Origin of the sequence: Allobosea sp. LjRoot9, assembly GCF_964252745.1 — a bacterium.
GTDB lineage: Bacteria > Pseudomonadota > Alphaproteobacteria > Rhizobiales > Beijerinckiaceae > Allobosea.
Map to the genome: position 1 here is coordinate 98,560 of NZ_CAXUPC020000010.1, position 24,886 is coordinate 123,445.

A 24,886-nucleotide genomic window follows, 5' to 3' on the forward strand; every position below is an offset into this window, starting at 1 on the left:
GTCATGGTCCAATGAGTTGGTTTGGAGCCCGATGACATTCAGCTCCATGCAGGCGGCCAAGGTATGAACGAGACCACAGCAAGCACCGAGCAGGAGGCACGCCTCGTCGTCGAAAGCGGCGTGGCGGCGCGCGTGGCGGCCATTGTCGAGCCGGCGATCATCGATCTCGGCTACAGGTTGGTGCGCGTGCGCGTTACCGGCCAGAACGGCTGCACGGTCCAGATCATGGCCGAGCGGCCCGACGGCACCATGAATGTCGAGGGCTGCGAGGCCGTCAGCCAGGCCGTCTCGCCGGCGCTCGACGTTGATGATCCCGTGCAGGTCGCCTATCATCTTGAGGTGTCTTCGCCGGGAATCGACCGGCCGCTGGTGCGGGCGAGCGATTTCGCGCGCTGGGCCGGGCATCTCGCCAAGATCGATACAGAAGCTGTCGTCGCCGGCCGCAAGCGCTTCCGCGGCATCTTGCGCGGCGTGGCTGGCGGCAATGCCCTGCTCGCTCGCGACGATGCGAAATCGGAAGAGGAGCGCGACGTCGCCATTCCGATGTCGCTGATCGCCGAGGCCCGCCTCGTGCTGACCGACGCGCTCGTGACGGAATCGCTGCGCCGCGGCAAATCGGGCCTGCCGCCCGAGATGCCGCCGGCCGAAGAGATCGCCAGCCCGAAGAAGGGCATGGGAAAATCGCTGGGTCCGCGCCCGGGCAAGAAGCCCGGACAGGCTCCGCAGGACACAACGGAAGAGGAGTGAGCGCCATGGTCGTCAGCGCCAACAGGCTCGAACTGCTGCAGATCGCCGACGCGGTCGCCCGCGAGAAATCGATCGACCGGCAGATCGTCGTCGATGCGATGCAGGATGCGATCGCCAAGGCCGCGCGCTCGCGCTACGGCGCCGAGACCGACGTTCATGCCGAGATCAACACCAAGACCGGCGAGCTCCGGCTGGCCCGCCATCTCCAGGTCGTCGACCTCGTCGAGAACGGCGCGACCGAAATCACCGTCGACGAGGCCAAGCGCCATAATCCGGCAGCCCAGGTCGGCGACGTCATCGCCGATCCGCTGCCGCCCTTCGATTTCGGCCGCATCGCCGCGCAATCGGCCAAGCAGGTCATCGTGCAGAAGGTGCGCGAGGCCGAGCGTGACCGTCAGTACGACGAATACAAGGATCGCATCGGCGAGATCGTCAACGGCGCGGTCAAGCGCGTCGAATACGGCAATGTCTTCGTCGATCTCGGCCGTGGCGAGGCGATCATCCGCCGCGACGAGATGATCCCGCGCGAGACCTTCAAGGTCGGCGACCGTGCCCGCGCCTATGTCTACGACGTGCGCCGCGAGCCGCGCGGCCCGCAGATCTTCCTGTCGCGCACCCATCCGCAGTTCATGGCCAAGCTCTTCGGCCAGGAAGTGCCGGAGATCTATGACGGCATCGTCGAGGTGAAGGCCGTCGCTCGCGACCCCGGTTCCCGCGCCAAGATCGCCGTGATCAGCCGTGATTCCTCGATCGACCCGGTCGGCGCCTGCGTCGGCATGCGCGGCTCGCGCGTCCAGGCCGTCGTCGGCGAGCTCCAGGGCGAGAAGATCGACATCATCCCGTGGTCGCCCGATATCGCGACCTTCGTCGTCAACGCCCTGCAGCCGGCGGAAGTCGCCAAGGTCGTGCTCGACGAGGAGGCCGACAAGATCGAGGTCGTGGTGCCCGACGAGCAGCTCTCGCTCGCCATCGGCCGTCGCGGCCAGAACGTCCGCCTCGCCTCGCAGCTCACCGGCTGGGACATCGACATCCTGACCGAGGCCGAGGAATCCGAGCGCCGCCAGAAGGAGTTCCTGCAGCGCACCGAGATCTTCATGAACGCGCTGAACGTCGACGAGACGGTCGGCCAGCTCCTGGCTTCGGAAGGCTTCCGCACGGTCGAGGAGGTCGCCTATGTCGAGCCCTCCGAGCTCGCCGCGATCGAAGGCTTCGACGAGGACACCGCCGCCGAGATCCAGGCGCGCGCGCAGGAGTATCTCGCCACGATCGAAGCCGAGTTCGACGAGAAGCGCCGCGCGCTCGGCGTCTCCGACGACTTGCGCGAGGTCGAGGGCATCACCACCTCCATGATGGTTGCGCTCGGCGAGAACGACGTGAAGAACGTCGAGGACCTCGCCGGCTGCGCCACCGATGATCTGGTTGGCTGGACCGAGCGCAAGGATGGCGAAACCACCCGCCATGCCGGCTATCTCGACGGCTATGATCTGTCCCGCCAGGATGCCGAGGCCATGATCATGGCCGCGCGCGTCAAGGCCGGCTGGATCGAGGCCCCTGCCGAAGAGACCGAGGCGGACGCCGCGGAAGAATCGGCCGAGGCCTGAGCCGGATCGCGCAGATGCAACGGGCTGTCTCGATGAGCGAGACGCGGAAGGACGGCCCAGAGCGCAGCTGCGTCGTGAGCCGGGCGGTGAAATCGCCCGACGACCTGATCCGCTTCGTGGTCGGGCCCGACGGGGTCCTGACGCCAGACCTGCGGCGCAAGCTGCCGGGACGAGGCGTCTGGACGAGCCTGAGCGCCAAGACCGTCACCGAGGCGGTGAAGCGCAAGGCCTTCGAGCGATCGCTCAAGGCGAAGATCACCGTGCCGGCCGATCTGGTCGCGATGATCGATAGCCTGATGCTGCGCGATGCGCTGCAGGCCCTGGCGATGGCCAACAAGGCCGGGCTGGTCTCGAGCGGCTTCGCCAAGGTCGAGGCCGTGATCGGATCTGGCCGCTGTGCAGCGGTGATCGAAGCCAGCGACGGCGCCGAGGATGGCCGCCGCAAGATCGGACAAGCTATGAAGCGGGCCGAAATTGCCCGTGAAGGCGCTGGCCTGAAGGCACGAAAGACACCCGTCGTCGCAATTTTTGCGGCAACGGATTTGGAATTGGCGTTGGGGCGGGCACATGTGATACATGCGGCGCTTGCTCCGGGTCCGGCGGCCGAGGGTTTCCTCTTCCGCTGGCGTCGGCTCGTCCGCTACAGGACGGACGATGTCGGTGCGACGGAGCCTGACCACCCGGCGCACTCCGACCCCTTAGACGAACAAACGACCGAACCGGCAGGACCGAACGCGGAATGAGCGATACCAAGACCCCGGGCGATAAGACCTTGACGGTCAGCCCCCCGAAGACCCTGACGTTGAAGCGTCCTGTCGAACAGAGCACTGTCCGGCAGAGCTTCTCGCATGGGCGCTCGAAGCAGGTCGTCGTCGAGGTCAAGCGACGCGCAGGCGGCCCCGAGATCAAGGAGGCGCCGATCGCGCGCGCCCCTCAGCCTCAGGTCCAGCAGGCTGCGCCGCGCCCGGTTCCTCCGGCGCCTACTCCCGTCACGCGGCCCGCCGGCAGCATGCTGCTGCGCACGCTCTCGGAAGACGAGAAGGACGCGCGCCAGCGCGCACTCTCCGACTCGCGCGACCGTGAAGCGGAAGCGCGCCGCATCGCCGAGGATGAAGCGCGTCAGCGCGCCGCCGTGATCGAACGCGAACGCCAGGAGCGCGAAGCCGCCCTCGCCCGCCAGCGTGAGGAAGAAGAGCGTCGCCGCCAGGAAGACGATCACAAGCGTCGCGCCGAAAGCGCTGCCCGCCAGCGCATGCATGACGAGCAGCAGGCTCCGCGTCCGGCAGCCCCCCAGCCGCCGCGTGACGCCGCGCCCGCTCCGCAAGGCGACAGCCCGGCGGCTGCGCCGGCAGCCCCGGCGCCTGCTTACGCCCAGGCGCCCCGTCCGGCTCCTTCCGGGCCGCGTCCCGATTTCGCCCCGCGTACACCGATGCGCGATATCGGTGCTCGCCCGCCCCGTCTGGATTCGCGTCCGCCGCGCCTCGACACCCCGCGCCCGCCGCGCCCGGTCGATACGACTGCACCGGCCGAGCCAGCCATCACCCGGCCCACGCGCCAGGCGCCCTCCACGGCAGCGCCGCGCAGCCGTCCCGATGACGCCGAGGCGCGTCCCGCGTTCCGTCGTCCCGGCGGCTTTGCCGGCGGTCCGCCGCGTGGCGCACCCGTGCCCGCGCCAAAAACTCCCAAGGTCGGCGAGAAGCCGCGTGGCCGCCTGACGCTGTCGACCGCAACCGGCGGCGATGACGAGCGCACGCGCTCGGTCGCGGCCTTCCGTCGTCGTGTCCAGCGCATGACCGGGCACCGCGCCTCGGACGTCGCCAAGGAGCGCGTGATGCGCGAGGTGATCGTTCCCGAGACGATCACCATCCAGGAACTCGCCAACCGCATGACCGAGCGTGGCGTCGATGTCATCCGCCTGCTGATGAAGCAGGGCGCGATGCACAAGATCACCGATGTGATCGACGCCGACACGGCCCAGCTCGTCGCCGAGGAAATGGGTCACACCGTCAAGCGCGTCGCCGATTCCGACGTCGAAGGCGGCCTGTTCGACATAGCTGATCCCGAGGACACGCTTCTCCCACGCCCGGCCGTCGTCACCATCATGGGCCATGTCGACCACGGCAAGACCTCGCTGCTCGACGCGATCCGCCAGACGCATGTCGTCACCGGCGAAGCCGGCGGCATCACCCAGCATATCGGCGCCTATCAGGTGAAGACGCCGTCGGGCGCACAGGTCACCTTCATCGACACGCCCGGTCACGCCGCCTTCACGGCGATGCGCGCCCGCGGCGCCAAGGTCACCGACGTCGTCGTGCTCGTGGTCGCGGCCGATGACGGCGTCATGCCGCAGACGGTCGAGGCCATCAATCACGCCAAGGCGGCCGGCGTGCCGCTGATCGTGGCGATCAACAAGATCGACAAGGCCGACGCCAGCCCCGAGCGGGTCCGCTCCGAGCTGCTGCAATACGAGATCCAGGTCGAGACGCTGGGCGGCGAGACGCTGGAAATCGAGGTCTCGGCCAAGACCGGCAAGAATCTCGACAAGCTGCTCGAGGCGATCGCGCTGCAGGCCGAACTGCTCGATCTCAAGGCCAATCCCGACCGGCCGGCCGAAGGCACCGTGATCGAGGCCAAGCTCGATCGCGGCCGTGGCCCGGTCGCGACCGTTCTCGTCCAGCGCGGCACGCTGCGCACCGGCGACATCGTCGTGGCGGGTTCGGAATGGGGCCGCGTGCGTGCCCTGATCGGCGACACCGGGGCTCATATCAAGGAAGCCCCCCCTTCGCTTCCCGTCGAGGTGCTCGGCTTCAACGGCACGCCCGAGGCCGGCGACCGCGTTGCGGTGGTCGAATCCGAGGCCCGCGCCCGCGAGATCACCGATTACCGCGAGCGCCAGAAGCGCGACCGCATCGCCGCGCGTGGCGGCGGCTCGGCGGCGGGCCGTTCGCTCGCCGACATGATGCGCGACCTCAAGGAAGGCGCCGGCCGCAAGGAGTTCCCGCTCGTCGTCAAGGGCGACGTGCAGGGCTCGGTCGAGGCCATCGTCGGCACGCTTGAGAAGGTCGGCAACGACGAGGTGCGCGCCCGCGTGCTGCAGTCGGGCGTCGGCGGTATCACCGAATCCGACATCACGCTGGCCCAGGCTTCGGGCGCTGCCGTGATCGGCTTCAACGTGCGCGCCCATAAGGAAGCGCGCGAGGCGGCCGAACGGGCCGGCGTCGAAATCCGCTACTACAACATCATCTACAACCTCGTGGATGACGTTAAGGCTGCGATGTCGGGCCTGCTCGCTCCGACCCTGCGCGAAACCATGCTCGGCAATGCCCAGATCCTCGAGATCTTCGCGGTCTCGAAGGTCGGCAAGATCGCCGGCTGCCGCGTCACCGACGGCACGATCGAGCGCGGCGCCAATGTCCGCCTGATCCGCGACAATGTCGTGGTTCACGAGGGCAAGCTCGCCCAGCTCAAGCGCTTCAAGGACGACGCCAAGGAAGTCGTGGCCGGCCAGGAATGCGGCATGTCCTTCGAGAACTACCAGGACATGCGCCCGGGCGACGTCATCGAGTGCTACCGCGTCGAGGAGATCAAGCGGACGCTGTAAAGCGTCCGCTTCCCCAAGGAAGCGCGTCATGGCCGGGCTTGTCCCGACCATCTCGTGACGAAAAGAGCGCCATCCAGCGCCTCATCCTTCAAGAGATGGCCGGGTCAAGCCCGGCCATGACGTTTAATCCGGTCCGATCCCGGAGAACGAGAACCATGGCAAGACCAGCAAAACCTTCCGGCCCCTCGCAGCGGCAGTTGCGCATCGGCGAATTGATCCGCCATGCCATCGCCGAGTTGCTCGCGCGCGGCGACATCCACGACGATGTACTCGCCAAGCACGTCATCACCGTGCCCGAGGTGCGCCTTTCAACCGATCTGAAGCTCGCGACCTGCTTCATCATGCCGCTCGGCGGCGGCGACGTGAAGCCGGTGCTCAAGGCGCTGACCGATCATAAGCGCTATATCCGCGGCGAGATCGCCCATCGCGTGAACCTGAAATATGCGCCCGATGTCCGCTTCCTGCAGGATGAGAGCTTCGCCGAGGCCGAGCGCGTCGATGCGCTGCTTTATTCCGACAAGGTGCGCCGGGACATCCTGAAGCAGCCGCTGCGGATCCAGCAGGACCACCCGAACCAGGACGAGGGAGGGCAGGACGATGAGTGAGGTCGCCGCTGCCGAAGACGCCGCCCTGCCGGCGCAGGATGAAGCTCGCAGCTTCGCGCCGCGCCCGAAAAAGCGCGACGTGCATGGCTGGGTCGTGCTCGACAAGCCCGTCGGCATGACCTCGACCCATGCCGTCAGCGTGGTGAAGCGTGCTTTCTCCGCCAAGAAGGCCGGCCATGCCGGTACGCTCGATCCGCTCGCCTCGGGCCTGCTGCCGATCGCGCTGGGCGAAGCGACCAAGACCGTTCCCTTCGTCATGGACGGGCGCAAGGCCTATCAGTTCACCGTCGCCTGGGGCACTCAGACCGACACCGACGATACCGAGGGTAAGGTCATCGCCACCTCGGAAACCCGTCCGGAGGAAGCCGCGATCACCGCGCTGCTGCCGCGCTTCACCGGCACGATCCAGCAGGTGCCGCCGAAATACTCCGCCATCAAGATCGCTGGCGAGCGTGCCTATGATCTCGCCCGGGAGGGCGAGGAGGTGACGCTGCAGGCGCGGCCCGTCGAGATCGATGCGCTGCGCATCGTCAGCCACAGCGCCGAGACCACGACCTTCGAGGCCGAATGCGGCAAGGGCACTTATGTGCGAGCGATCGCACGCGATCTCGGCCTGGCGCTCGGCTGCCTGGGGCATGTCGCCCATCTCCGGCGCACCCGTGTCGGCCCGTTCAGCGTCGCAGATGCTGCCAGCGTCGAGAGCCTGCGTGAGAGCCCGGAGGCGGCGACCGCCGCGCTCCTGCCGGTGAAGACCGCGCTGTCGCTGATTCCTGAGATCGTCGTCCATCGCGACGCGGCGTTGCGCCTGAAGCGCGGCCAGAGCGTGCTGCTGCGCGGGCGCGACGCACCGGTCGAAGCGCAGGCCGTCTACGCGACCTCGGGCGGCGTGCTGATCGCGACCGGCTCGATCGACAATGGCGAGCTGGTGCCGCATCGCGTCTTCAACCTGTAGTTTCCGGTCATTTTCTGGCGGCGTTGCATTCCTGGCGGCGCCTGTGGTCTCGAACTGGTCTTATTGCACTCCACTCTGAATCGCGATTGCATCGGCCGAGCGGCCAAAATAGATTGGAGCGGGCAGACCTGTTAGAGACCATAGAGCCGGCGCTGCGCGACCAGATGCGGCCCGACGTCAGGGGACGAAAACCATGATCGCGATCACTCGCCGCCTCAGCATCGCCGCCGGGGCCGCTGTCGCACTTGTCGGCGGATTCTCCGGCATCGCCGCCGCGCAGACGGAGCTGACCTTCTGGACCTGGCGTCAGGAGGATCGCGCAGCCTATCAGACGTTCTTCCAGGCGTTCGAAAAAGCCAATCCCGGCATCAAGGTCAGATTCGAGGGCTTCGAGCCCGCCAACTACCAGACCATCCTGTCGACGGCGCTGGCGGGAGGGCGTGGGCCCGATGTGATGCAGGTGCGGGCCTATGGCAATCTCGAGAGCATCGCCAAGCCCGGTTATCTGATGGCGCTCGACAAGGCCAACGCGCCCGAAACCGCCAATTTCCCCGATTCGGCGTTGGCGGCCGAGAGCCTGCGTGCCGACGGCAAGGTCTACGCGCTGCCCTTCGCCTCGCAGACCATGCTCGTGGTCTACAACACCGAACTCTTCGCCAAACACGGCGTCACCCCGCCTGGAAGCTGGGACGAACTCGTGGCCCTGTGCAAGGCGCTCAAGGCCAAGGGTGTGACGCCGTTCGCCAACGGCACCGCCACAGCCTGGCAGAACGAGACCATCGTTCAGGCGCTGCTCTCATCCCTGCTCGGCAAGGGGTTCGAGGCCGACCTGCTTTCGGGCAAGGCGGATTTCACCGATCCGCGCTTCGTCGGCGCGCTGACCAAGTTGAACGAGCTCAAGGACTATTTCGCGCCGAATTTCTCCGGCATCGATTACGCCTCGTCGCAGCAGCTCTTCGCCGCCGGCAGCGCGGCGATGTTTGCCGGCGGCTCCTACGAGGTCGCGGCCTTTCAGAAACAGAATCCACGCCTCAAGCTTGGCGTCTTCGCCTCCCCGCCCGCCAAGACTGGCGAGCCGTCGCTTGTCGCCGTTTTCTACGATGGCGGCTATGCCGTGAACGCCAGGACAGACAAGAAGGAGGCGGCGCTGAAGCTGGTGCGCTGGCTCGGCACGCCAGAGTTCGGGACGATGCTGAGCGGCACCCTGCAGAACGTCTCGCCGATCAAGGGCGTCAAAGCTGACGCACCGGCGGTGCAGCAGGTGATGAAGCTCAACGAAAGCGCGATGTCGTACCTCATGCTGGTGCATTTCCGCTACCAGGAGCCCTCCGGCTCGGTGCTGTTGCAAGCAGGCGTGCAGAAGATGCTCGCCGGGCAGACGACGCCCGCCGAAGTCGGCGCCGAGATCACCAAGGGCATCGCGACCTATTATGCGCCGTTCAAGAAATAGCTGAGTCATGCCGGATATGGGTTCGGCCACCCGCCACCGGGTCTGGGTGACGTTCCTCGTCACGCCGCCTCTGGCGGTGATGGCGGTGTTCGTGGTCTATCCGATCCTGTCAGCGTTCTCTTACGCCTTCTTCTCCTGGCATGGCCTGTCGCGCGAGGCCTTCGTCGGGCTTGAAAATTTCGTCGACCTGTTCACGAAGCCGCATTACGCGCAGCCGATCATGCGCGCCTTCGGGCACAACCTGATCGTGCTGGCGGCCCTGCTCGTGGTCCAGAACGGCGGCGGTTTCCTGCTCGCCTGGTTCTTGCACCGCGAGCCCTTCGGCTTTCGCTTTCACCGGGTCGCGGTCTTCTTGCCGGTCATCCTGTCGAGCGTGATCGTCGCCTTCCTGTGGAAGCTGCTGCTTCATCCGAATTTCGGCGCGGTGAACGGCGCGCTGAACGCGGCCGGGCTGGGCAACCTCGCTCTGCCTTGGCTGGGCGACAGCCGCACCGCGCTTGCCGCCCTGATCTTCGCCAATGCCTGGCACTGGATCGGCTTCCCGACGCTGGTCTTCCTTGCGGGCATGCAGCGCATTCCGCGCGAAGTCCTGGAAAGCGCCGAACTCGATGGAGCGAGCCAGATCCAGGTTCTGCGCCGCATCGTCTGGCCGCTGGCGGCGCCAAGCGCGACGGTGACCTTCACCCTGCTCTTCATCGGCGCCTTCAACTGGTTCGAGCTGCCCTATCTGATGACCGGTCTCGAAGGTTCGCCCTTCGGTTCGACAGATGTGCTCGGCCTCGTGTTCTACCGCCTCGCCTTCGGCAACCAGAGTGCCAGCGTTCAGGATTTTGGCCATGGTTCGGCCTTGGCGACACTGCTCTTCCTGTTCATGGCGGCCGTCGCGACGGCGGCAACGATCCGTCTGCGCCGACGCGAGATCGTGCTGTGACGCGCTGGCTCGCTCGTCCCGGCGATCTTGCCAGCGCCGGCATGGTCCAGCTCGTGCTGATCCTGAACTCGGCGTTGATGCTCTACCCGATCGTGATCATGGTGTTCGCCGCCTTCAAGCCGACGGCGGAGATCTTCGCCAGGCCCTTCGCGCCGCCCGATTTCAGCAATGTCGACAATTTCGTCCGTATCGTCGAGGAAGCCAATTTCCTGCGCTATCTCGGCAATTCGATCCTGGTCACGGGCGTCTCGGTCGCGCTGATCCTGATACTGGGGACGATGGCGGCCTATGCGATCGCACGCTACCGGTTTGCGCTGGCGACGCCGATCTTCCTGATCTTCCTCGCCGGGCTGATGCTGCCCCTGAAACTCGCGATCATCCCGCTCTTCGTCCAGATGAACGGGCTCGGGCTGATCGATTCACGGCTCTCGCTGATCCTGATCTATGTCGCGATGGGGCTGCCATCGACCGTCTTCATCATGACGGGCTTCCTGCGCACCTTACCGGGCGAACTCGAGGACGCCGCCCGCATCGACGGTGCTTCCGAGCCGCGCATCATGTGGTCGGTCATGCTGCCCTTGTGCAAGCCGCCCCTGGTGATCGCGGGCATCCACAACGCCGTGCCGGTCTGGAACGATTTTTTCTTCCCGCTGATCTTCATCCAGAGCGATGCGCGCAAGACGCTGCCACAGGGCCTGACCACATTCATCGGCGAATACGCGACCGACTGGGGCATGCTGTTCGCCGGGCTCACCATCGCGGCGCTGCCGATCACGCTGGTCTACATCGTGCTATCGCGCCAATTCATCGCCGGGATGACGCAGGGCGTCGTGAAATAGGCCGGCGTGCTGATCGCGACGGGCTCGGTCGACAACGGCGAGCTGGTGCCACACTACGTCTTCAACCTGTGAATTCGTTTGGAATCACCTGCACGCATAGGTTGGTAAATCAAGCGTAAACACAATTTCAAGGCTTCTGCGGCAATTTGATCCAGTTGCCGTGCGGCAGAAAGCGCGCGCGGCCGGGGCGAGCTGGGGCCGCGCATGACATTGTCGACTTCGAACCTGTCGATCAGGCATATCCTGATCGGCCTGATCTGCGCGATGGCGCTGACGACCGGCGGCCTGACGCTCCAGGAAATCTGGTCCTCCTACAAGCGCTACGGCGTGTCCCAGCAGGTTGTCGGGCTGGCGGGATTGAACCGGAACCTGTTCGATGCGCTGGGCGCCTTCCGGCTCGAGCGCGCCTCGATGCAGAGCGCCGTCATCCTGCCGAGCGACAAGAACCAGTCCTCGATCGCCACCTACCAGCAGCGGCGCAAGCAAGTCGACGACGCCATCGCACAGGCGAATTCGGTACTGACCGCTTCGAACCGCCCGGCTCTCGCCCCGTTCCAGCGCGACCTCGCCGCCATCTATGACGAGAACCGCAAGCTGCGCGAGAGTGTCGAGAGCGAGCTCAAACTGCCGGTCGAGGGCCGCGACAAGCAGATGCCCGAGCGCATCCTCACTGTCGGCGAGAAGCTGCTGGTCAGCCTCGACAAGACGTCATTGGCCGTCGACAGCGAGATTCGCGCGCTCAATCCGGCTCTGACCGAACTCGTGGTCGCTCGCGCGCTCTCCTGGGTGACACGCACCTATGCCGGCACATCCGGCGTCATGGTCAGCACGATCACAGCGCAGCAGCGACCCTTCGATGCGAAGGAGACGCGCATCCTGTTGAACAATGACGCCAGCGCGCTGGCAAGCTGGCAAGCCCTGCGCGACATGGCCGACACCGCCCAGACCGACCCGGTGATCAAGGCCGCCATCGTCAAGGGCCAAGCCACCTATTTCTCCGGCCCGGTCAGGGAGATGCGCGAAAAGCTCGTCGCGCAAGCGACCTCCGGCAGCAAGCCCAGCATGTCGGTCGACCAATGGCGCGGCGAGATCGTGCCCGCGCTCGAAACCATCGCGGCCGTCGCCAGCACGGCGCTGGACCAGGCCATTGCGGGAGCGAATGCAACCGCAGATCAGGCCTTTGCCGAACTCCTGAAATATGGCGCCGTTCTGCTCGTCAGCCTGCTGATCGCCATCTTCGGATATGTCGTGGTGCGCTCGCGCGTCACCACTCCGCTCGCGCAGATGACGACGGCGATGACGCAGCTGGCGAAGGGCGATCTCGATGTCGCGCTGCCGCGGATCAGCCATAAGGACGAGATCGGGGCGATGGCGAGCGCCTTGTCGGTCTTCCAGGAAAATCTGGTCAAGATGCGCGAGCTCGAGCAATCGGAGCGCGCAGCCTCGGCGGCTCGCCTGGCGCGGGCGCAGTCGATGGAGGCTGTGGTCTCCGATGTCGGCGATGTGGTCGCAGCTGCGGCGTCGGGGGATTTCTCGGCGCGGCTGCAGATCGAGCATGCCGACGAGCAGATGCAGAAGCTCGTCGCCGGCATCAACGAGATCAATGCCGTGGTCGACAGCGCCACATCCGAATTCGCGGCCGCTTTGCAGGCGGTGGCGGGCGGCGACCTGACCTCCCGGATCGAGACCGCCTATCGCGGCAAGTTCGCCGAGCTCAAGGGCGCGATCAACGAGACGGTGGATCGCCTGTCCTCGACGGTGCGCACGATCCAGACGACCTCTGCGGATGTGGGCTTGGCCGCCCGCGAGATCACCATGGGCGCCGATGACCTGTCGAAGCGCACGGAAGAGCAGGCCTCCTCGCTGGAGGAGACCGCCGCCACGACCGAGGAGCTCGCAGCCTCGGTGAAGGCCTCGGCCCAGGCCTCGAAGAACGCCGCCGCGATCGCGACCGAGGCGATGCAGGCGGCGCAGTCGGGCGGCACGATCGCGACCGAAGCGGTCGCTGCAATGGCGCGCATCGAGAGCGCCTCGCAGAAGATCTCCGACATCATCCGGGTGATCGACGACATCGCCTTCCAGACCAATCTCCTGGCGTTGAACGCAGCGGTGGAGGCGGCGCGCGCCGGCGATGCCGGCAAGGGCTTTGCCGTGGTGGCCTCGGAGGTGCGCACCCTGGCGCAGCGCTCGGGTGCTGCCGCCAAGGACATCTCCGGGCTGATCTCCTCCTCCAACATGGAGGTCGGCGCGGGCGTCACGCTGGTCCGCCAGGCCGGCGACGCCCTGACCCAGATCCTGGCCGCCTCGCAAAAGGTCGCGGCCACCATCGCCGAGATCTCGGCGGCCTCGGGCGAGCAGGCCAACGGCATCGACGAGATGAGCCAGGCTGTCGCCCATCTCGACGAGATGACGCAGGCCAATGCGGCGCTCGCCGAACAGAGCGCGGCCTCGGCCGGTTCGCTCTCGGGCCGCATCGTCCAGCTCAACGACCTCGTCGCCGCCTTCAGGACGGGGCCTGAGGGCGCAGCTACCTCATCGGCCAGCTACGCCCCGGCGCCAGTCAGGGCGGCCCCAGCCGGTCATGGCTCGGAGCCGGCGCGCCTGCGCAAGCTCGCCGAGGCCGCCTTCGGCCAGACCAGGGCACCGGCGCCGGAGAGACCCGCCTCCGCACCGGCCAAGCGCGCCGTCAACGGCCGCGCCAATGACGCTGGATGGGAAGAGTTTTGAGGCAGGGAAGGCCTGAGCGCAGCCTCAGGCTCCAACCATCTCCAAGGCTGAAGCGCCGCGCAGCCTTGTAACATCCCGCAGCGGCGGCGCGCCGAAGAGCCGGCGATATTCTCGGCTGAACTGCGACGGGCTTTCATAGCCGACCCTGAAACCGGCGGAGGCGGCATCCAGCGCCGCACCCAGGATGAGCCGCCGCGCCTCCTGCAGGCGCAATTGCTTCTGGTATTGCAGCGGGCTCATCGCGGTGACCGCCTTGAAGTGCTGATGCAGCGCCGATGGGCTCATGCTCGCCTCGGACGCCAGCACCTCGATGCTGAAGGTCTTGTCGTAGTTGCGCTTGATCCAGCCTATGGCCTTGTTCACCTGCTGCAACTTGCTTTCCGCCGTCGCGATCTGGCGCAAGCGGGCCGCCTGTTCGCCATTCATCAGGCGATAGAGGATCTCGCGCTCGGCCAGCGGCGCCAGAACCGCGATGTCATGCGGCGTCTCCACCAGCCTGACCAGCCGCAGCATGGCATCGAGCAGTTCTGGCGCAGCCGGATTCACGGCAAGGCCCGGTCCGGCGCCGGTATGACCACCCTCGCAGGACTTGGTCGCGCTGGGCTTGCTCTCCAGCATCAGCGCACTGAGCTGGACGGGATCGAGATCGAGCCGGACAGAGAAATAGGGCTCCTCGGCGCTGGCCTCCACGACCTGGCCGATGATCGGCAGATCGACCGAGACGACCAGGTAATGCGTCCGATCGTAGAGATAGATCTGCTCGCCCAGCATGACCTGCTTGCGGCCCTGCACGATGACGCAGAGCGCCGGCAGATGCAGCCCATGCATCGGCTCGGTCGGCTGGCTGGAGCGGATCAAAGCGAGCCGCGGGATCGCTGTCTGATGCACGCCATCCAAGGTCACGAGGCGGCCGAGCAACGCCACCAGTTCATCTGCCTGCCGCATCCAACCGCTCCATCATAAGGCCGGCGCCAGTCAAGCGGACGCCAGCGTCTGGATTTTCATACAATGAATTGGCGGTTCCTTCGACCCTGTGCCAGGACTCACGGAGGATCAGGCAATCCTTGCGGCGCTTCGGTCTATCGCCCGCGAGCCTGCATGCGGCATTCATCTCCTCGCACTGGCCCAATTAGGTGGCCGCTCGAAACACAGGAGCAAGCCATGCAGTTCAATCGCGTTCTCACCGCATTCAGCGCGCTCACCGGATCCATCCGCGCCGCCAACGCAACCGGCCCGCTCGAGATCGACCTCGAAGCCCTGATGCAGCCCAACGCCGCCGAGCGCGCCATGATCGGTGTCTGGGTCGCCGATGATGGAGCAACCCGGCTCTCGCTCCTGCCGAACGGCCGCTATGGCAAGACGCTCCGTGCGGGTCGCGACATCTATCGCGGCCGCTACGAGGTCGACGGGTCGCGCCTCTATTTCGAGGGCGATACCGGCCGCACGGCGATCGGCGAGACCCGCCGCGGCATTCTCACGCTGGGCGACCATCGCTTCATCAGGCCGGGCGCACGCAGCGCCGCATGAAAAAGGGCCGGCGCGGTAGCGCCGGCTCTCGCTTTTTCAGTAACCGACGGTGAAGCGCCTGCGGCTATGGGCCGGCTTCTCCAGCTCGTCGACCAGCGCCACCGCGAAATCCTCAGCGGAGATCGCGCTGTTGCCGCCGCCATCGACCAGCAACTGATCACCGCCAAGACGGAACTTGCCGGTCCGCTCGCCAGGAGCGATCACGGCCGAAGGCGACAGGAAGCTCCAGTCCAGCGCCGTCTCCTGCCGCAGAAGCTCGAGATAGGCGCCACCCTTTTTGGCCTCGGCATGGTAGGCCGCCGGGAAATCGGGCGTATCGAACAACTTCACGCCGGGAGCGACCTCCAGGCTGCCCGCGCCGCCGACAACGAGGTAGCGCTTGATGCCGGACTGCTTCACGGCCCCGAGCAGCGCGTCCGCATCGCTCGCCAGATAATGGACGGAGCTGATCACGGCCTCATGGCCGGCAAGCAGCCTGGCGAGGCTGTCCTTGTCGAAGATATCGCCCTTGACGGCGGTAACGCCCGCCAGCGCCGGAACCTTCTCCGGATTGCGGACGATGGCCGTGACCTTATGGCCGCGGGAGACCAGCTCCGACAGAATGCGCGAACCGATGAAGCCGGTGGCGCCGATGAGTGCGATTGTCATGACACGGTCCTGTTTTTCCAGTATCTGATGGATACTACCACTCCAATGGAACCTAGATGGCCCGGTCGTTCCCTTCCGTAAAGAAGGCACTTCCGCGAGACATGGTCACCGCCAGGAAACCTGTATGCTGCAGCGCCCCAACCCCTTCGACGCGCAATGCCCGACGCGACGGGTGCTCGACCGCATCGGCGACAAATGGGCGGTGCTGATCCTGATCCTGCTCGAGCATGAGACGCTGCGCTTCAACGAACTGCGCCGGCGTATCGAGGCGATCTCCCAGAAGATGCTGTCGCAGACGCTGAAGAGCCTCGAGCGCGACGGCCTTATCCGCCGCGAGGCCTTCCCGACCGTGCCAGTCACGGTCGAATATTCGCTGACCGAGCTCGGCCGGACGCTGGCCGTGACCGTGGACAGCCTGAGGATCTGGGCGGAAACCCATATCGGCACGGTCGAAGAGGCGCAGCGGCGCTATGATCGCGGGGTCGGGCCGGATTTGGCTGAAACCGCATCGCGCTAGCCTTTCCCGCCGTTTCGTGTATATGCCCAGCCAACCGGCGTGAAAGCCGGCTGCGCATCCTCTCCTCGATGAGAGCGATTGCGGGCTTCGGACCTTGCTGGACGACATCCCGGCCTGGCCCGCCAGATCAACCCCAATATGAGGATCTCACGATGTCGATCACTGCCGAGCGCAAGACTGCGCTCATGAAGGAACACGCCACCAAGCCGAACGACACCGGCTCACCGGAAGTCCAGGTCGCGATCCTGACGGAACGCATCAACAACCTGACCGGCCACTTCAAGTCGCATGTCAAAGACAACCATTCGCGTCGCGGCCTGCTCAAGATGGTTTCGCAGCGCCGTTCGCTGCTCGACTATCTCAAGAGCAAGAGCGAGCCGCGCTATAAGAGCCTGATCGAGAAGCTCGGCATCCGCCGCTGATCGAGCGCTGACTGCTTCACGCCCGGTGCGACATCGCTCCGGGCGGTTTTCCAGGATCTGCCGCAATGGGGCGGCGTCCTGATTTCATCGCGGGAGCCGCAAGGGGCGGCCTTCCCGCATGACCCGCCGGGCGTCCTCGATGTCCATGGCAGGATCGCCGAGCGCTCGGGCGCATATCTTCACAAAAACCCGAGCTTTCCGCCGTCTTGCTCATGGGCCGGAGACACCGGCCGGGTCGCATCCGATCCGAAAGACAAATCCATGTTCGATGTACAGACCGAAGAACTGATCTGGGGCGGGCGCAAGCTCGTGCTGGAAACCGGCAAGATCGCCCGCCAGGCCGATGCGGCCGTGCTCGCGACCTATGGCGAGACCGTGGTGCTCGCCACCGTCGTCTCCGCCAAGTCGCCCAAGGCCGGGATCGACTTCTTCCCGCTGACCGTGAACTATCAGGAAAAGACCTTCGCCGCCGGCCGCATTCCCGGCGGTTATTTCAAGCGCGAAGGCCGCCCGACCGAGAAGGAGACGCTGGTCTCGCGCCTGATCGACCGGCCGATCCGCCCGCTCTTCGTCGAGGGTTACCGCAACGAGACGCAGGTCGTCTGCACCGTGCTGCAGCATGACCTCGAGAACGACCCCGACATCGTCGCGATGGTCGCCGCCTCCGCCGCGCTGACGCTGTCTGGCGTGCCCTTCACGGGCCCGGTCGGCGCTGCCCGCGTCGGCTATTTCGACGGCGCCTACAAGCTCAACCCGCTGGTCGACGAGATCAAGGAATCGCAGCTCGACCTCGTCGTCGCCGGCACGCCCGACGCCGTTCTGATGGTTGAATCGGAGGCCAAGCAGCTCTCCGAGGAGATCATGCTCGGCGCCGTGATGTTCGGCCACAAGCACTTCCAGCCGGTGATCGACGCGATCATCCGCCTGGCCGAGAAGGCCGCCAAGGAGCCGCGCGATTACGTTCCGGCCGACAACTCCGTCGTTCTCGACGCCGTCCTCAAGCTGGTCGATGCGGATATCCGCGCCGCCTACCAGATCAGGACCAAGGCCGAGCGCTACAAGGCGCTTGACGCCGCCAAGGCCAAGGTCGCTTCGCTGATCTCGGAGACCCCGGACGGCAAGACCACCTTCACCAAGGAGCAGGTCGGCGGCCAGTTCAAGGAAGCCCAGGCCAAGGTCGTGCGCTGGACCATCCTCGACGATGGCGTTCGCATCGATGGGCGCGATCTCAAGACCGTGCGCAAGATCGTCGCGGAAGCCGGCATCCTGCCGCGCACCCATGGCTCGGCGCTGTTCACCCGCGGCGAGACGCAGGCGCTGGTCGTGACCACGCTGGGCACCGGCGACGACGAGCAGTTCATCGACTCGCTGGAAGGCACCTACAAAGAGACCTTCCTGCTGCACTACAACTTCCCTCCCTATTCGGTTGGTGAAGCTGGCCGCATGGGCTCGCCCGGCCGCCGCGAAATCGGCCATGGCAAGCTCGCCTGGCGCGCCATCCGCCCGATGCTGCCGGCGAAGTCGGAGTTCCCCTACACCATCCGCGTCGTCTCGGAGATCACCGAGTCGAACGGCTCTTCCTCGATGGCCACCGTCTGCGGCACCTCGCTTGCCCTGATGGACGCCGGCGTGCCGCTGAAGGCGCCGGTTGCGGGCATCGCGATGGGCCTGATCCTGGAAGGCGAGCGCTTCGCGGTGCTCTCCGACATCCTGGGTGACGAGGACCATCTCGGCGACATGGACTTCAAGGTCGCCGGCACGGCCGAGGGCATCACCTCGCTGCAGATGGACATCAAGATCGCCGGCATCACCGAGGAGATCATGAAGGTCGCCCTCGACCAGGCCAAGGGCGGTCGCGACCACATCCTCGGCGAGATGAACAAGGCGCTTTCGGTCTCGCGCGGCCAGCTCGGCGAGTACGCCCCGCGTATCGAGACGATGAAGATCCCGGTCGACAAGATCCGTGAAGTCATCGGCTCCGGCGGCAAGGTCATCCGCGAAATCGTCGAGAAGACCGGCGCGAAGGTCAACATCGAGGACGACGGCACCATCAAGATCGCCTCGGCCGACGGCAAGTCGATCGAAGCCGCGATCAAGTGGATCAAGTCGATCGTCTCCGAAGCCGAAGTCGGCATGATCTATGACGGCACCGTCGTGAAGATCATGGAGTTCGGCGCCTTCGTGAACTTCTTCGGCGCCAAGGACGGCCTGGTCCATATCTCGGAGCTGGCTGCTGCTCGCGTCCAGAAGGTCTCGGACGTCGTCAAGGAAGGCGACAAGGTCAAGGTCAAGTTCCTCGGCCAGGACGAGCGCGGCAAGATCCGCCTCTCGATGAAGGTCGTCGACCAGGAGACCGGCGAGGATCTGACCGAGAAGCTCAAGGCCGCTCGCGACGCCGAGAAGAGCCGCGAGCGCGGCGCCGCCGAGTAAGCAGCGCGCGATTCACGTGAAACGAGACGCCCCGCATCGCAGGATGCGGGGCGTTTTTTATTGTTCGTCTCTCATCAAAGAGGGAGAGCAGGATCGATGCGAAAAACCGGCTCCCACTTTTTCGCATCCTGCTCTTAGGCGATGCTGACAGATCCATGATGCGAGCCGCCACAGCCTTCCGCGGCAAACCAGGGTCGATCCATGAAGTCTTTCACCGTCCCAGCCGCCGATGCAGAGCTGCGCTATCACGACATCGCAGGCGAGGGCCCCGCGCTTCTCTTCATTCATGGGCTGGGTTGTGCCTCGTCCTGCGACTATCCGAGCGTCGCGGCGAACGCCGCCTTGTGGGGGCAGCGCATGCTCCTGGTCGACCTGCTGGGCTCCGGTTTCAGCGATCGGCCGACCGGGTTCGGCTACACCATCGAGGACCATGCCCGCAGCATCGTGGCATTGACCGAGCATCTGCGACTGACCGAGCTCGATCTGTTCGGCCACAGCATGGGCGGGGCGGTGGCCATCACGGCGGCACGGATGCTGGGTGGGCGCCTCAGGCGGCTCGTCCTCGGCGAGCCCAATCTGGAGCCCGGCGGGGGCTTTTTCAGCCGGCGTATCGCCGCCATGACCGAGCGCGACTATATCGAGCGCGGCCATGACGCGCTCGTCCAGGCCAGTCGCTCCGAAGGCAACGATATCTGGGCCGCGTCGCTCGCCATCAGCGCCCCCTATGCGGCGCATCGCGCGGCCTGCTCATTGGTCGCGGGCAGCATCCCGAGCTGGCGTGAGATGCTCGCAGAGCTGGCGCAGCCGCGCTGCGTCCTGTTCGGAGAGGCTACGCTTCCAAACAACGATGCGGAGGGACTTCCCCGGCTCGGCGTCAACGTCGCCATCATACCGGCGGCCGGGCATGCCATGGCCTGGGAGAATCCGACCGGCCTGGCCCGGGCAATCGCGCGTGCCTTGTCCTGAGGTGGCATGGGTCCGGCCGGCGTAAAGCCGGGGTGACGGCTCATTCTCAATGGTCTAGACTATTATGACCATGGAGATTGGCATGCCCGACCACACCCTCACCTCGCTCGATGACCTTGCGGCACTTTATCCCAACCCCATCGCCCCGGCCTCGGTCGCCAAGGAGATCGATCACGTCGATGCGAATTACGGGGCGCTGATCGCCGCCTCGCCATTTTTCGTGCTCGCGACCAATGGTCCGGACGGCCTGGATTGCTCGCCGCGTGGGGATATGCCGGGCTTCGTGCGACTCCGGGACGCGAAAACGCTCCTGATTCCGGACAGAAGAGGCAATAACCGTTTGGATTCGTTGAAGAATATCCTGTTCGACAATCGAATCGGAATGCTCTTTTTGATCCCCGGTTACGGCGAAACGCTACGCGTGAACGGCACGGCGACGCTTTCGACCGATCCCGAGCTCTGCGCGGGCTTCGCGATGGCCGGAAAGCTGCCGGCCTGCGTGATCGTGGTCGCGGTGGAGAGTGTCTACTTCCAGTGCTCGCGCGCAGTGGTCCGCGCCGACCTCTGGAACCCGGCAGCACAGCTCGACAAGCGCAGCCTGCCGAGCGCCGGACAGATCCTGCGCGGGATCACGGAGAAGAACGACAAGGTCGAGACCTTCGACGGCGAAGCCTATGACAAGGCGCTGCCGGAGCGGGTGAAGGCGACGCTGTATTGAAGAGGTTGAACGAGCGGCAACCTTGTCATTCCGGGGCTTCGCACAGCGAAGAACCCGGAACCCACGACTGGGTGGACGCTCCAATCGCAATCTCTCACCCAGTCATGGGTTCCGGGTTCGGCCCAGAGGGCCGCCCCGGAATGACAGGCGGGCTGCGGCTCACAGCAGCCCTTCGTTCCCTGCCAGCACCTTCAGGTTCACATCCGGCCTTGCGCCGACATGGCTGATGATCTCGGCGGCGGCGAGCGCGCCCAGGCGCAGTGCGTCGCGCACCTCGCGGCCCGAGGTCAGGCCGAAGAGGAAGCCGGCAGCGAAGAGATCGCCCGCGCCGGTGCTGTCGACGATGCGCTCGACGGGGAAGACCGGCTCGACGACGATGCCGTCCGGCGTCACGGCCAGAGCGCCCTTTTCCGAGCGGGTCACGGCGGCGAGGATGTTCTCGGCCCGCAACGCCGCCAGCGCCGTCTCGAAATCAGCGGTCTGGTAGAGGCTCTTCAGCTCGTGCTCATTGGCGAAGACGATGTCGACCATGCGATTGCGGATCAGGCCGAGGAACTCGTCGCGATAGCGATCGACGCAGAAGGAATCCGACAAGGTGATGGCGACGCGCCCGCCCGCCTTGTGCGCGATCTCGGAAGCCTTGCGGAAGGCCTCCTTGGCGGCCGGCGGGTCCCAGAGATAGCCTTCGAGATAGATGATGTCGGCGCTCTCGACCGCCTTGGCATCGACATCGCCGACAGTGAGCCCCTGGCAAGCGCCGAGATAGGTGTTCATCGTGCGCTCGCCATCGGGCGTGACGATGATGAAGGAGCGCGCGGTCGCGGGACCTTCCGTCGCGAAGGCCGTGTCGAAGGACACGCCGAGCGAGGTCAGGTCATGCCGGTAGAGCTTGCCGAGCTCGTCGGCCTTGACCTTGCCGATGAAGGCGCCCTTGCCGCCGAAGGAGGCGAGGCCGGCGATGGTGTTGGCGGCCGAGCCGCCGGAAATGACCTTGCCCGGGCCCATGGCGGCGTAGAGCGCCTCGGCACGAGCCTCGTCGATCAGCATCATCGCGCCCTTGGCGAGGTCGTGCTTGGCCAGGAAGTCCTCCTCGGCGGAAGCGATGACGTCGACGATGGCGTTGCCGAGGGCGAGGACGTCGGTGCGCGAATTGCTCATGAACAGGTCCGGATGCTGATCTTAAGGAAGGGTTGGCGGCGCGTGTTGCATCCGCCGGGCTTCGGGTCAAGCAAGCCGGGCTCAATCCGGCGCGGCAGCGCGGCGAATCGCGGCTTCGTCGAGGATATCCGCAAGACGTTTGAGTTCGTCTGGCTCCAGGACCGCGATCTCGCGGGCGAGGCGGTTGGCGAGCAGCGTCGCCTCGGCATCGAGGCCGGCCGTATCGACGGTGACACGTGGATGCGAGAGATCAGCGAGGCGCACCAATTCATCCGCCTCGTCCCAGATCACGCCCAGCACGTGGATGACGCCCTGGATCAGTACGAAGGTCGGCCGACCGCGCTTGCCATGTTCCAGCGCCGAGAGATAGGCCGGCGTGACGCCGAGCGAGCCCGCCATTTGCGCCAAGGTGACGCCACGGGCCGCGCGCAGGGCCCTCACCCTCTGGCCGAAGGGGGTCATGGCCCGATCTCGCGCTGGCGGCGCAGGCGTATATAGAGCGCGCCGGCTCCGCCATGACGCTGCTCGGCCTCCTCGAAGCCGACGACCAGCGGACGCAGATCGGGCAGGCGCAGCCAATGCGGCACCATGCGGCGCAGCACCCCGCGCTCCTCGCCGAACAGGCTGTCTCCCGCCGCGCCCTTGCCGGTGACGACCAGCGCGAGCTTGCAGCCGCGCGCCTGCTCGCGCCGCAGAAAGGCGCGCAATGCCAGATGGGCTTCGTCCTGGCGCATGCCGTGCAGATCGATCACCGCCTCGACGCCCTGCTGGCCGCGCCGCAATTGGGTGCGCAGGCGGCGTTCGAGCGGCGCCAATGGCGGTGGCGCAGGTTTGGATTGGGCCGGCTTCGCAGCCACCACGAAAATGGCGGCCTCGGCCATGACAGGGGTGGACGCAACCCGCTCCGGCGGCTCGGGCTCGACCGGCTTGCGGCCGGGAAGCGGAGTCACCGAACGCGCGACTTCGCGCCAGAGCGCGATATCGGCCGGCGATAATGTCTTGCCTCGCCGCGACCGCATCGTCAGGGCCTCGGATCGCGCGGCCAGAGCACGGTGAAATCGAAGTTGTGGCGGATCAGCCCCGCCCGATGTCCCGCCGCCGCGCCCGAACCGACGAAGAGGTCGACCCGCGCCGGCCCGAGGATCGCCGAGCCGGTATCCTGCGCGATCATCAGCCTCAAAAGCCGTTCGCTGCCGCCTAGGCCATCGGGGATCGTGGCGTCGATCCAGGCGGGCACCCCATAGGGCCAGACCGTGCGGTCGATCGCGATGCTGCGCAAAGGCGTCAATGGCAAGCCGGCTCCGCCGATCGGTCCGGAGTCCGGCGGCAGATCGTCCCGGCGCGCGAAGAAGACGAAGGAACGGTTGAGCGCGATCAGATCGCGGGCGAAGCCGGCATCGGCTTTCAATCGCGCGATCAATCGGTCCATCGTCATCTCTGCAGGCGGGATGTTCTCGCGCTCGCTCAGTGCCCGGCCGAGCGAGGTATAGGCGTGGCCGTTGCGGCCGGAATAGACCAGTCGCGTCACCCGGCCATCGGGCAGACGGATCCGGCCGGAGCCCTGGACCTGCAGCACGAAGCGATCGACCGGATCGCGCATCCAGAGGATTTCGAGCCTCTCGCCATCGAGCGCGCCGGCCTCGATCGCGGCGCGATCGGGGAAGGGCACGAGCCCCCGCGCCGTACGGCGCGCGGCCGAAAGCCCTGCCTCGATGCCCGGCCAGTCATCGCCGGGCTGGCGGGTCACCAGATCGGCCGGGCGGCCATAGAGCGGCGTCGGGAAAGCTGCGGAGCGCGTGAGCGAGCCCTCGAATTCGGGCTCGAAATAGCCGGTCATGAAGCCGGTCTCAGCGGCCGCGGGGCGGATTCGCCAGAACGAGAAATTCTGCTCGAAAAACCGGCGCGCCGTCTCGCGATCGGGTCGGGCCTTCCCCGTCAGAAGACGGGCGCGGGCGCAGATGAAGTCCAGCACTTCGGGGGTCGGTACAGACGCCCGCAGCGGCGGCTCCGTCATGCACCCGCGTGCAAAGATGTCCAGGGCAATACGATGATCGTCCTTGGCCCATCCCGGAATGCCGGCGACGAGCACCGCCTCGGCTCGCGCGCCGGGCGGCAGCGGCGGGGCTTGGGCGAGCGCTGCGCTCATGGTCGCACCGCACGCCACGAGGCCAAGCGCCAGCGCAGCAACGGCGCCACGGATCACGCGGCGGATTCGGTGGCAACCAGGAGCCAGTTGGGGTCGCGGCTGCCGAGCTGGCGCGCGAAAGTCCAGATGTCGTTGACCTCGGAGACCGCTTCGGCGCTGCCGTCGACAACCGCGCCCTGAGCATCGCGCGTGACGCTGATCAATTGCGAGACGAAGGCGAGCGTGACCTGGCCGTTCTTGCCCTTGACGTCGACGGCGGTGATCTCCGCCTTGTCGATCGAGACGAAGGAGGATTCCGCCTTTTCGCCACGCTTCTCACGATCCGTGATCGCCTGCTCGAAGCCCTCATAGACCTCCTTGGCGAGGAGGCCCTTCAGCACCTTGCGGTCGCCCCGGGCGAAGGCGGTGACGATGGTCTCATAGGCCGCCTTGGCACCGCCGATGAAGGCGCGCGGGTCGAAGCCCGGCTCCTGCCGGATGATCGCCTCGATGCCGGCAACGATGGCTGAATCCGCGGGCGCGATATCCTTCCAGCGGTCAGTGGCGGGAGCCGGGCTCACCGCGGGATCATTGGCCGCGCCGGGCAGGCGGATGACGTTGTCGCGCTTGCTGTCGGCCGGGGGAGCCTGGTCTGGCCGCAGCGGCGCTCCCTCGCGACGCGCGAAGGGATCGGTCGGCGGCTGTTCCTGACCGGTCTTCTGACCCAGCACCGAGCGCAGCTTCCAGGCGACGAAAACGGCCAGAGCCAGGAAAATAATCGTCGTCATGTCGAAGGAATTTTGCATCGAAACCTGATCCGAAGCTCCAGTGGCCACCTTGCATCGGCCTGTCCCCTAAAGGTTTTCGGCCGTGAAGCGTGATATGGTGATCAAGGCTCGTAACATCCACCCCTGAACTTGTG

The 24,886-nt window shown here is 66.1% G+C and carries 23 protein-coding genes; 16 read left to right on the plus strand and 7 right to left on the minus strand.

The window, feature by feature from the left end; translation table 11 throughout:
* Nucleotides 1-63 precede the first annotated feature (63 nt).
* The 10 genes from rimP (at nucleotide 64) to ACSQ3P_RS27035 (ending at nucleotide 13,453) form a co-directional block, all read left to right on the plus strand.
* Nucleotides 64-747: a ribosome maturation factor RimP gene (rimP, locus tag ACSQ3P_RS26990; RefSeq protein WP_436168539.1), complete on the plus strand. Its 684-nt coding sequence runs from the start codon at nucleotides 64-66 to the stop codon at nucleotides 745-747.
* Between the two features lie 5 nt (nucleotides 748-752).
* Nucleotides 753-2,348 carry a transcription termination factor NusA gene (nusA, locus tag ACSQ3P_RS26995; RefSeq protein ID WP_436168540.1) on the plus strand — a complete coding sequence of 532 codons (1,596 nt, stop codon included), beginning with the start codon at nucleotides 753-755 and terminating at the stop codon, nucleotides 2,346-2,348.
* Nucleotides 2,349-2,380: 32 nt separating this feature from the next.
* Nucleotides 2,381-3,091: an RNA-binding protein gene (locus tag ACSQ3P_RS27000; protein WP_436168541.1), complete on the plus strand. Its 711-nt coding sequence runs from the start codon at nucleotides 2,381-2,383 to the stop codon at nucleotides 3,089-3,091.
* A complete protein-coding gene (gene infB / locus ACSQ3P_RS27005; RefSeq protein ID WP_436168542.1) occupies nucleotides 3,088-5,949 on the plus strand; it encodes a translation initiation factor IF-2 in 2,862 nt (953 codons plus the stop codon). Before ACSQ3P_RS27000 ends, infB begins: the two co-directional genes overlap by 4 nt.
* 155 nt (nucleotides 5,950-6,104) lie before the next feature.
* The gene (gene rbfA / locus ACSQ3P_RS27010) at nucleotides 6,105-6,554 is read left to right on the plus strand and encodes a 30S ribosome-binding factor RbfA (RefSeq protein ID WP_436168543.1); all 450 of its coding nucleotides are present in this window, start codon (nucleotides 6,105-6,107) and stop codon (nucleotides 6,552-6,554) included.
* Nucleotides 6,547-7,506 (plus strand): tRNA pseudouridine(55) synthase TruB, encoded by a 960-nt coding sequence (truB, locus tag ACSQ3P_RS27015; RefSeq protein ID WP_436168544.1) that lies wholly within the window; start codon nucleotides 6,547-6,549, stop codon nucleotides 7,504-7,506. The genes rbfA and truB overlap by 8 nt, the downstream gene beginning before the upstream one ends.
* A gap of 193 nt (nucleotides 7,507-7,699) precedes the next feature.
* Nucleotides 7,700-8,956, plus strand: coding sequence for an extracellular solute-binding protein (locus ACSQ3P_RS27020; protein ID WP_436168545.1), 1,257 nt, complete (start codon nucleotides 7,700-7,702; stop codon nucleotides 8,954-8,956).
* 7 nt (nucleotides 8,957-8,963) lie between these two features.
* Entirely contained in the window at nucleotides 8,964-9,887 is a 924-nt protein-coding gene (locus tag ACSQ3P_RS27025) for a carbohydrate ABC transporter permease (protein ID WP_436168546.1), read from the plus strand.
* The gene (locus tag ACSQ3P_RS27030; RefSeq protein ID WP_436168547.1) at nucleotides 9,884-10,726 is read left to right on the plus strand and encodes a carbohydrate ABC transporter permease; all 843 of its coding nucleotides are present in this window, start codon (nucleotides 9,884-9,886) and stop codon (nucleotides 10,724-10,726) included. Before ACSQ3P_RS27025 ends, ACSQ3P_RS27030 begins: the two co-directional genes overlap by 4 nt.
* A 204-nt stretch (nucleotides 10,727-10,930) precedes the next feature.
* Entirely contained in the window at nucleotides 10,931-13,453 is a 2,523-nt protein-coding gene (locus ACSQ3P_RS27035; protein ID WP_436168548.1) for a methyl-accepting chemotaxis protein, read from the plus strand.
* 24 nt (nucleotides 13,454-13,477) lie between these two features.
* Here ACSQ3P_RS27035 and ACSQ3P_RS27040 read toward each other — a convergent pair whose 3' ends face one another.
* Entirely contained in the window at nucleotides 13,478-14,398 is a 921-nt protein-coding gene (locus ACSQ3P_RS27040) for an AraC family transcriptional regulator N-terminal domain-containing protein (protein ID WP_436168549.1), read from the minus strand.
* Nucleotides 14,399-14,614: 216 nt separating this feature from the next.
* Between ACSQ3P_RS27040 and ACSQ3P_RS27045 the strand changes: the two genes are divergently transcribed.
* Entirely contained in the window at nucleotides 14,615-14,980 is a 366-nt protein-coding gene (locus ACSQ3P_RS27045) for an Atu4866 domain-containing protein (RefSeq protein ID WP_436168550.1), read from the plus strand.
* A gap of 36 nt (nucleotides 14,981-15,016) precedes the next feature.
* On the opposite strand, the gene ACSQ3P_RS27050 is transcribed toward ACSQ3P_RS27045, so the two are convergent.
* Entirely contained in the window at nucleotides 15,017-15,628 is a 612-nt protein-coding gene (locus ACSQ3P_RS27050) for an NAD(P)-dependent oxidoreductase (protein ID WP_436168551.1), read from the minus strand.
* A 124-nt stretch (nucleotides 15,629-15,752) separates the two neighbouring features.
* Here ACSQ3P_RS27050 and ACSQ3P_RS27055 point away from each other — a divergent pair, with 124 nt between their 5' ends.
* From ACSQ3P_RS27055 to ACSQ3P_RS27075, 5 genes are all read left to right on the plus strand, one after another.
* Entirely contained in the window at nucleotides 15,753-16,145 is a 393-nt protein-coding gene (locus ACSQ3P_RS27055) for a winged helix-turn-helix transcriptional regulator (RefSeq protein WP_436168552.1), read from the plus strand.
* Nucleotides 16,146-16,297: 152 nt separating this feature from the next.
* On the plus strand, nucleotides 16,298-16,567 hold the full coding sequence (rpsO, locus tag ACSQ3P_RS27060; protein WP_069689097.1) for a 30S ribosomal protein S15: 270 nt from the start codon (nucleotides 16,298-16,300) through the stop codon (nucleotides 16,565-16,567).
* A gap of 261 nt (nucleotides 16,568-16,828) precedes the next feature.
* Nucleotides 16,829-18,997 (plus strand): polyribonucleotide nucleotidyltransferase, encoded by a 2,169-nt coding sequence (gene pnp / locus ACSQ3P_RS27065; RefSeq protein ID WP_092178472.1) that lies wholly within the window; start codon nucleotides 16,829-16,831, stop codon nucleotides 18,995-18,997.
* Between the two features lie 201 nt (nucleotides 18,998-19,198).
* On the plus strand, nucleotides 19,199-19,963 hold the full coding sequence (locus ACSQ3P_RS27070) for an alpha/beta fold hydrolase (RefSeq protein WP_436168553.1): 765 nt from the start codon (nucleotides 19,199-19,201) through the stop codon (nucleotides 19,961-19,963).
* Nucleotides 19,964-20,045: 82 nt separating this feature from the next.
* A complete protein-coding gene (locus ACSQ3P_RS27075; protein WP_436168554.1) occupies nucleotides 20,046-20,681 on the plus strand; it encodes a pyridoxamine 5'-phosphate oxidase family protein in 636 nt (211 codons plus the stop codon).
* A gap of 159 nt (nucleotides 20,682-20,840) precedes the next feature.
* Here ACSQ3P_RS27075 and ACSQ3P_RS27080 read toward each other — a convergent pair whose 3' ends face one another.
* The 5 genes from ACSQ3P_RS27080 to ACSQ3P_RS27100 all read right to left on the minus strand — a co-directional run bounded on the left by ACSQ3P_RS27080 (nucleotide 20,841) and on the right by ACSQ3P_RS27100 (nucleotide 24,770).
* Nucleotides 20,841-21,839 carry an adenosine kinase gene (locus ACSQ3P_RS27080; protein ID WP_436168555.1) on the minus strand — a complete coding sequence of 333 codons (999 nt, stop codon included), beginning with the start codon at nucleotides 21,837-21,839 and terminating at the stop codon, nucleotides 20,841-20,843.
* A gap of 81 nt (nucleotides 21,840-21,920) precedes the next feature.
* A complete protein-coding gene (locus tag ACSQ3P_RS27085) occupies nucleotides 21,921-22,301 on the minus strand; it encodes a helix-turn-helix domain-containing protein (RefSeq protein ID WP_069689092.1) in 381 nt (126 codons plus the stop codon).
* Complete coding sequence (locus tag ACSQ3P_RS27090; RefSeq protein ID WP_436168556.1) at nucleotides 22,298-22,858, minus strand: Smr/MutS family protein; 561 nt, start codon at nucleotides 22,856-22,858, stop codon at nucleotides 22,298-22,300. Before ACSQ3P_RS27090 ends, ACSQ3P_RS27085 begins: the two co-directional genes overlap by 4 nt.
* A 2-nt stretch (nucleotides 22,859-22,860) precedes the next feature.
* Nucleotides 22,861-24,042 carry a murein transglycosylase A gene (gene mltA, locus ACSQ3P_RS27095; protein WP_436168557.1) on the minus strand — a complete coding sequence of 394 codons (1,182 nt, stop codon included), beginning with the start codon at nucleotides 24,040-24,042 and terminating at the stop codon, nucleotides 22,861-22,863.
* Nucleotides 24,039-24,770 (minus strand): Tim44/TimA family putative adaptor protein, encoded by a 732-nt coding sequence (locus ACSQ3P_RS27100; RefSeq protein ID WP_436168558.1) that lies wholly within the window; start codon nucleotides 24,768-24,770, stop codon nucleotides 24,039-24,041. Before ACSQ3P_RS27100 ends, mltA begins: the two co-directional genes overlap by 4 nt.
* Between the last annotated feature and the right edge of the window lie 116 nt (nucleotides 24,771-24,886).

Excerpts from the sequence above, each read along its gene's own strand:
- rimP (WP_436168539.1), top strand. The coding sequence starts at position 64 with ATGAACGAGACCACAGCAAGCACCGAGCAGGAGGCACGCCTCGTCGTC.
- nusA (WP_436168540.1), top strand. The coding sequence starts at position 753 with ATGGTCGTCAGCGCCAACAGGCTCGAACTGCTGCAGATCGCCGACGCG.
- ACSQ3P_RS27000 (WP_436168541.1), top strand. The coding sequence starts at position 2,381 with ATGAGCGAGACGCGGAAGGACGGCCCAGAGCGCAGCTGCGTCGTGAGC.
- infB (WP_436168542.1), top strand. The coding sequence starts at position 3,088 with ATGAGCGATACCAAGACCCCGGGCGATAAGACCTTGACGGTCAGCCCC.
- rbfA (WP_436168543.1), top strand. The coding sequence starts at position 6,105 with ATGGCAAGACCAGCAAAACCTTCCGGCCCCTCGCAGCGGCAGTTGCGC.
- truB (WP_436168544.1), top strand. The coding sequence starts at position 6,547 with ATGAGTGAGGTCGCCGCTGCCGAAGACGCCGCCCTGCCGGCGCAGGAT.
- ACSQ3P_RS27020 (WP_436168545.1), top strand. The coding sequence starts at position 7,700 with ATGATCGCGATCACTCGCCGCCTCAGCATCGCCGCCGGGGCCGCTGTC.
- ACSQ3P_RS27025 (WP_436168546.1), top strand. The coding sequence starts at position 8,964 with ATGCCGGATATGGGTTCGGCCACCCGCCACCGGGTCTGGGTGACGTTC.
- ACSQ3P_RS27035 (WP_436168548.1), top strand. The coding sequence starts at position 10,931 with ATGACATTGTCGACTTCGAACCTGTCGATCAGGCATATCCTGATCGGC.
- ACSQ3P_RS27040 (WP_436168549.1), bottom strand. The coding sequence starts at position 14,398 with ATGCGGCAGGCAGATGAACTGGTGGCGTTGCTCGGCCGCCTCGTGACC.
- ACSQ3P_RS27045 (WP_436168550.1), top strand. The coding sequence starts at position 14,615 with ATGCAGTTCAATCGCGTTCTCACCGCATTCAGCGCGCTCACCGGATCC.
- ACSQ3P_RS27050 (WP_436168551.1), bottom strand. The coding sequence starts at position 15,628 with ATGACAATCGCACTCATCGGCGCCACCGGCTTCATCGGTTCGCGCATT.
- ACSQ3P_RS27055 (WP_436168552.1), top strand. The coding sequence starts at position 15,753 with ATGCTGCAGCGCCCCAACCCCTTCGACGCGCAATGCCCGACGCGACGG.
- rpsO (WP_069689097.1), top strand. The coding sequence starts at position 16,298 with ATGTCGATCACTGCCGAGCGCAAGACTGCGCTCATGAAGGAACACGCC.
- pnp (WP_092178472.1), top strand. The coding sequence starts at position 16,829 with ATGTTCGATGTACAGACCGAAGAACTGATCTGGGGCGGGCGCAAGCTC.
- ACSQ3P_RS27070 (WP_436168553.1), top strand. The coding sequence starts at position 19,199 with ATGAAGTCTTTCACCGTCCCAGCCGCCGATGCAGAGCTGCGCTATCAC.
- ACSQ3P_RS27075 (WP_436168554.1), top strand. The coding sequence starts at position 20,046 with ATGCCCGACCACACCCTCACCTCGCTCGATGACCTTGCGGCACTTTAT.
- ACSQ3P_RS27080 (WP_436168555.1), bottom strand. The coding sequence starts at position 21,839 with ATGAGCAATTCGCGCACCGACGTCCTCGCCCTCGGCAACGCCATCGTC.
- ACSQ3P_RS27085 (WP_069689092.1), bottom strand. The coding sequence starts at position 22,301 with ATGACCCCCTTCGGCCAGAGGGTGAGGGCCCTGCGCGCGGCCCGTGGC.
- ACSQ3P_RS27090 (WP_436168556.1), bottom strand. The coding sequence starts at position 22,858 with ATGCGGTCGCGGCGAGGCAAGACATTATCGCCGGCCGATATCGCGCTC.
- ACSQ3P_RS27100 (WP_436168558.1), bottom strand. The coding sequence starts at position 24,770 with ATGCAAAATTCCTTCGACATGACGACGATTATTTTCCTGGCTCTGGCC.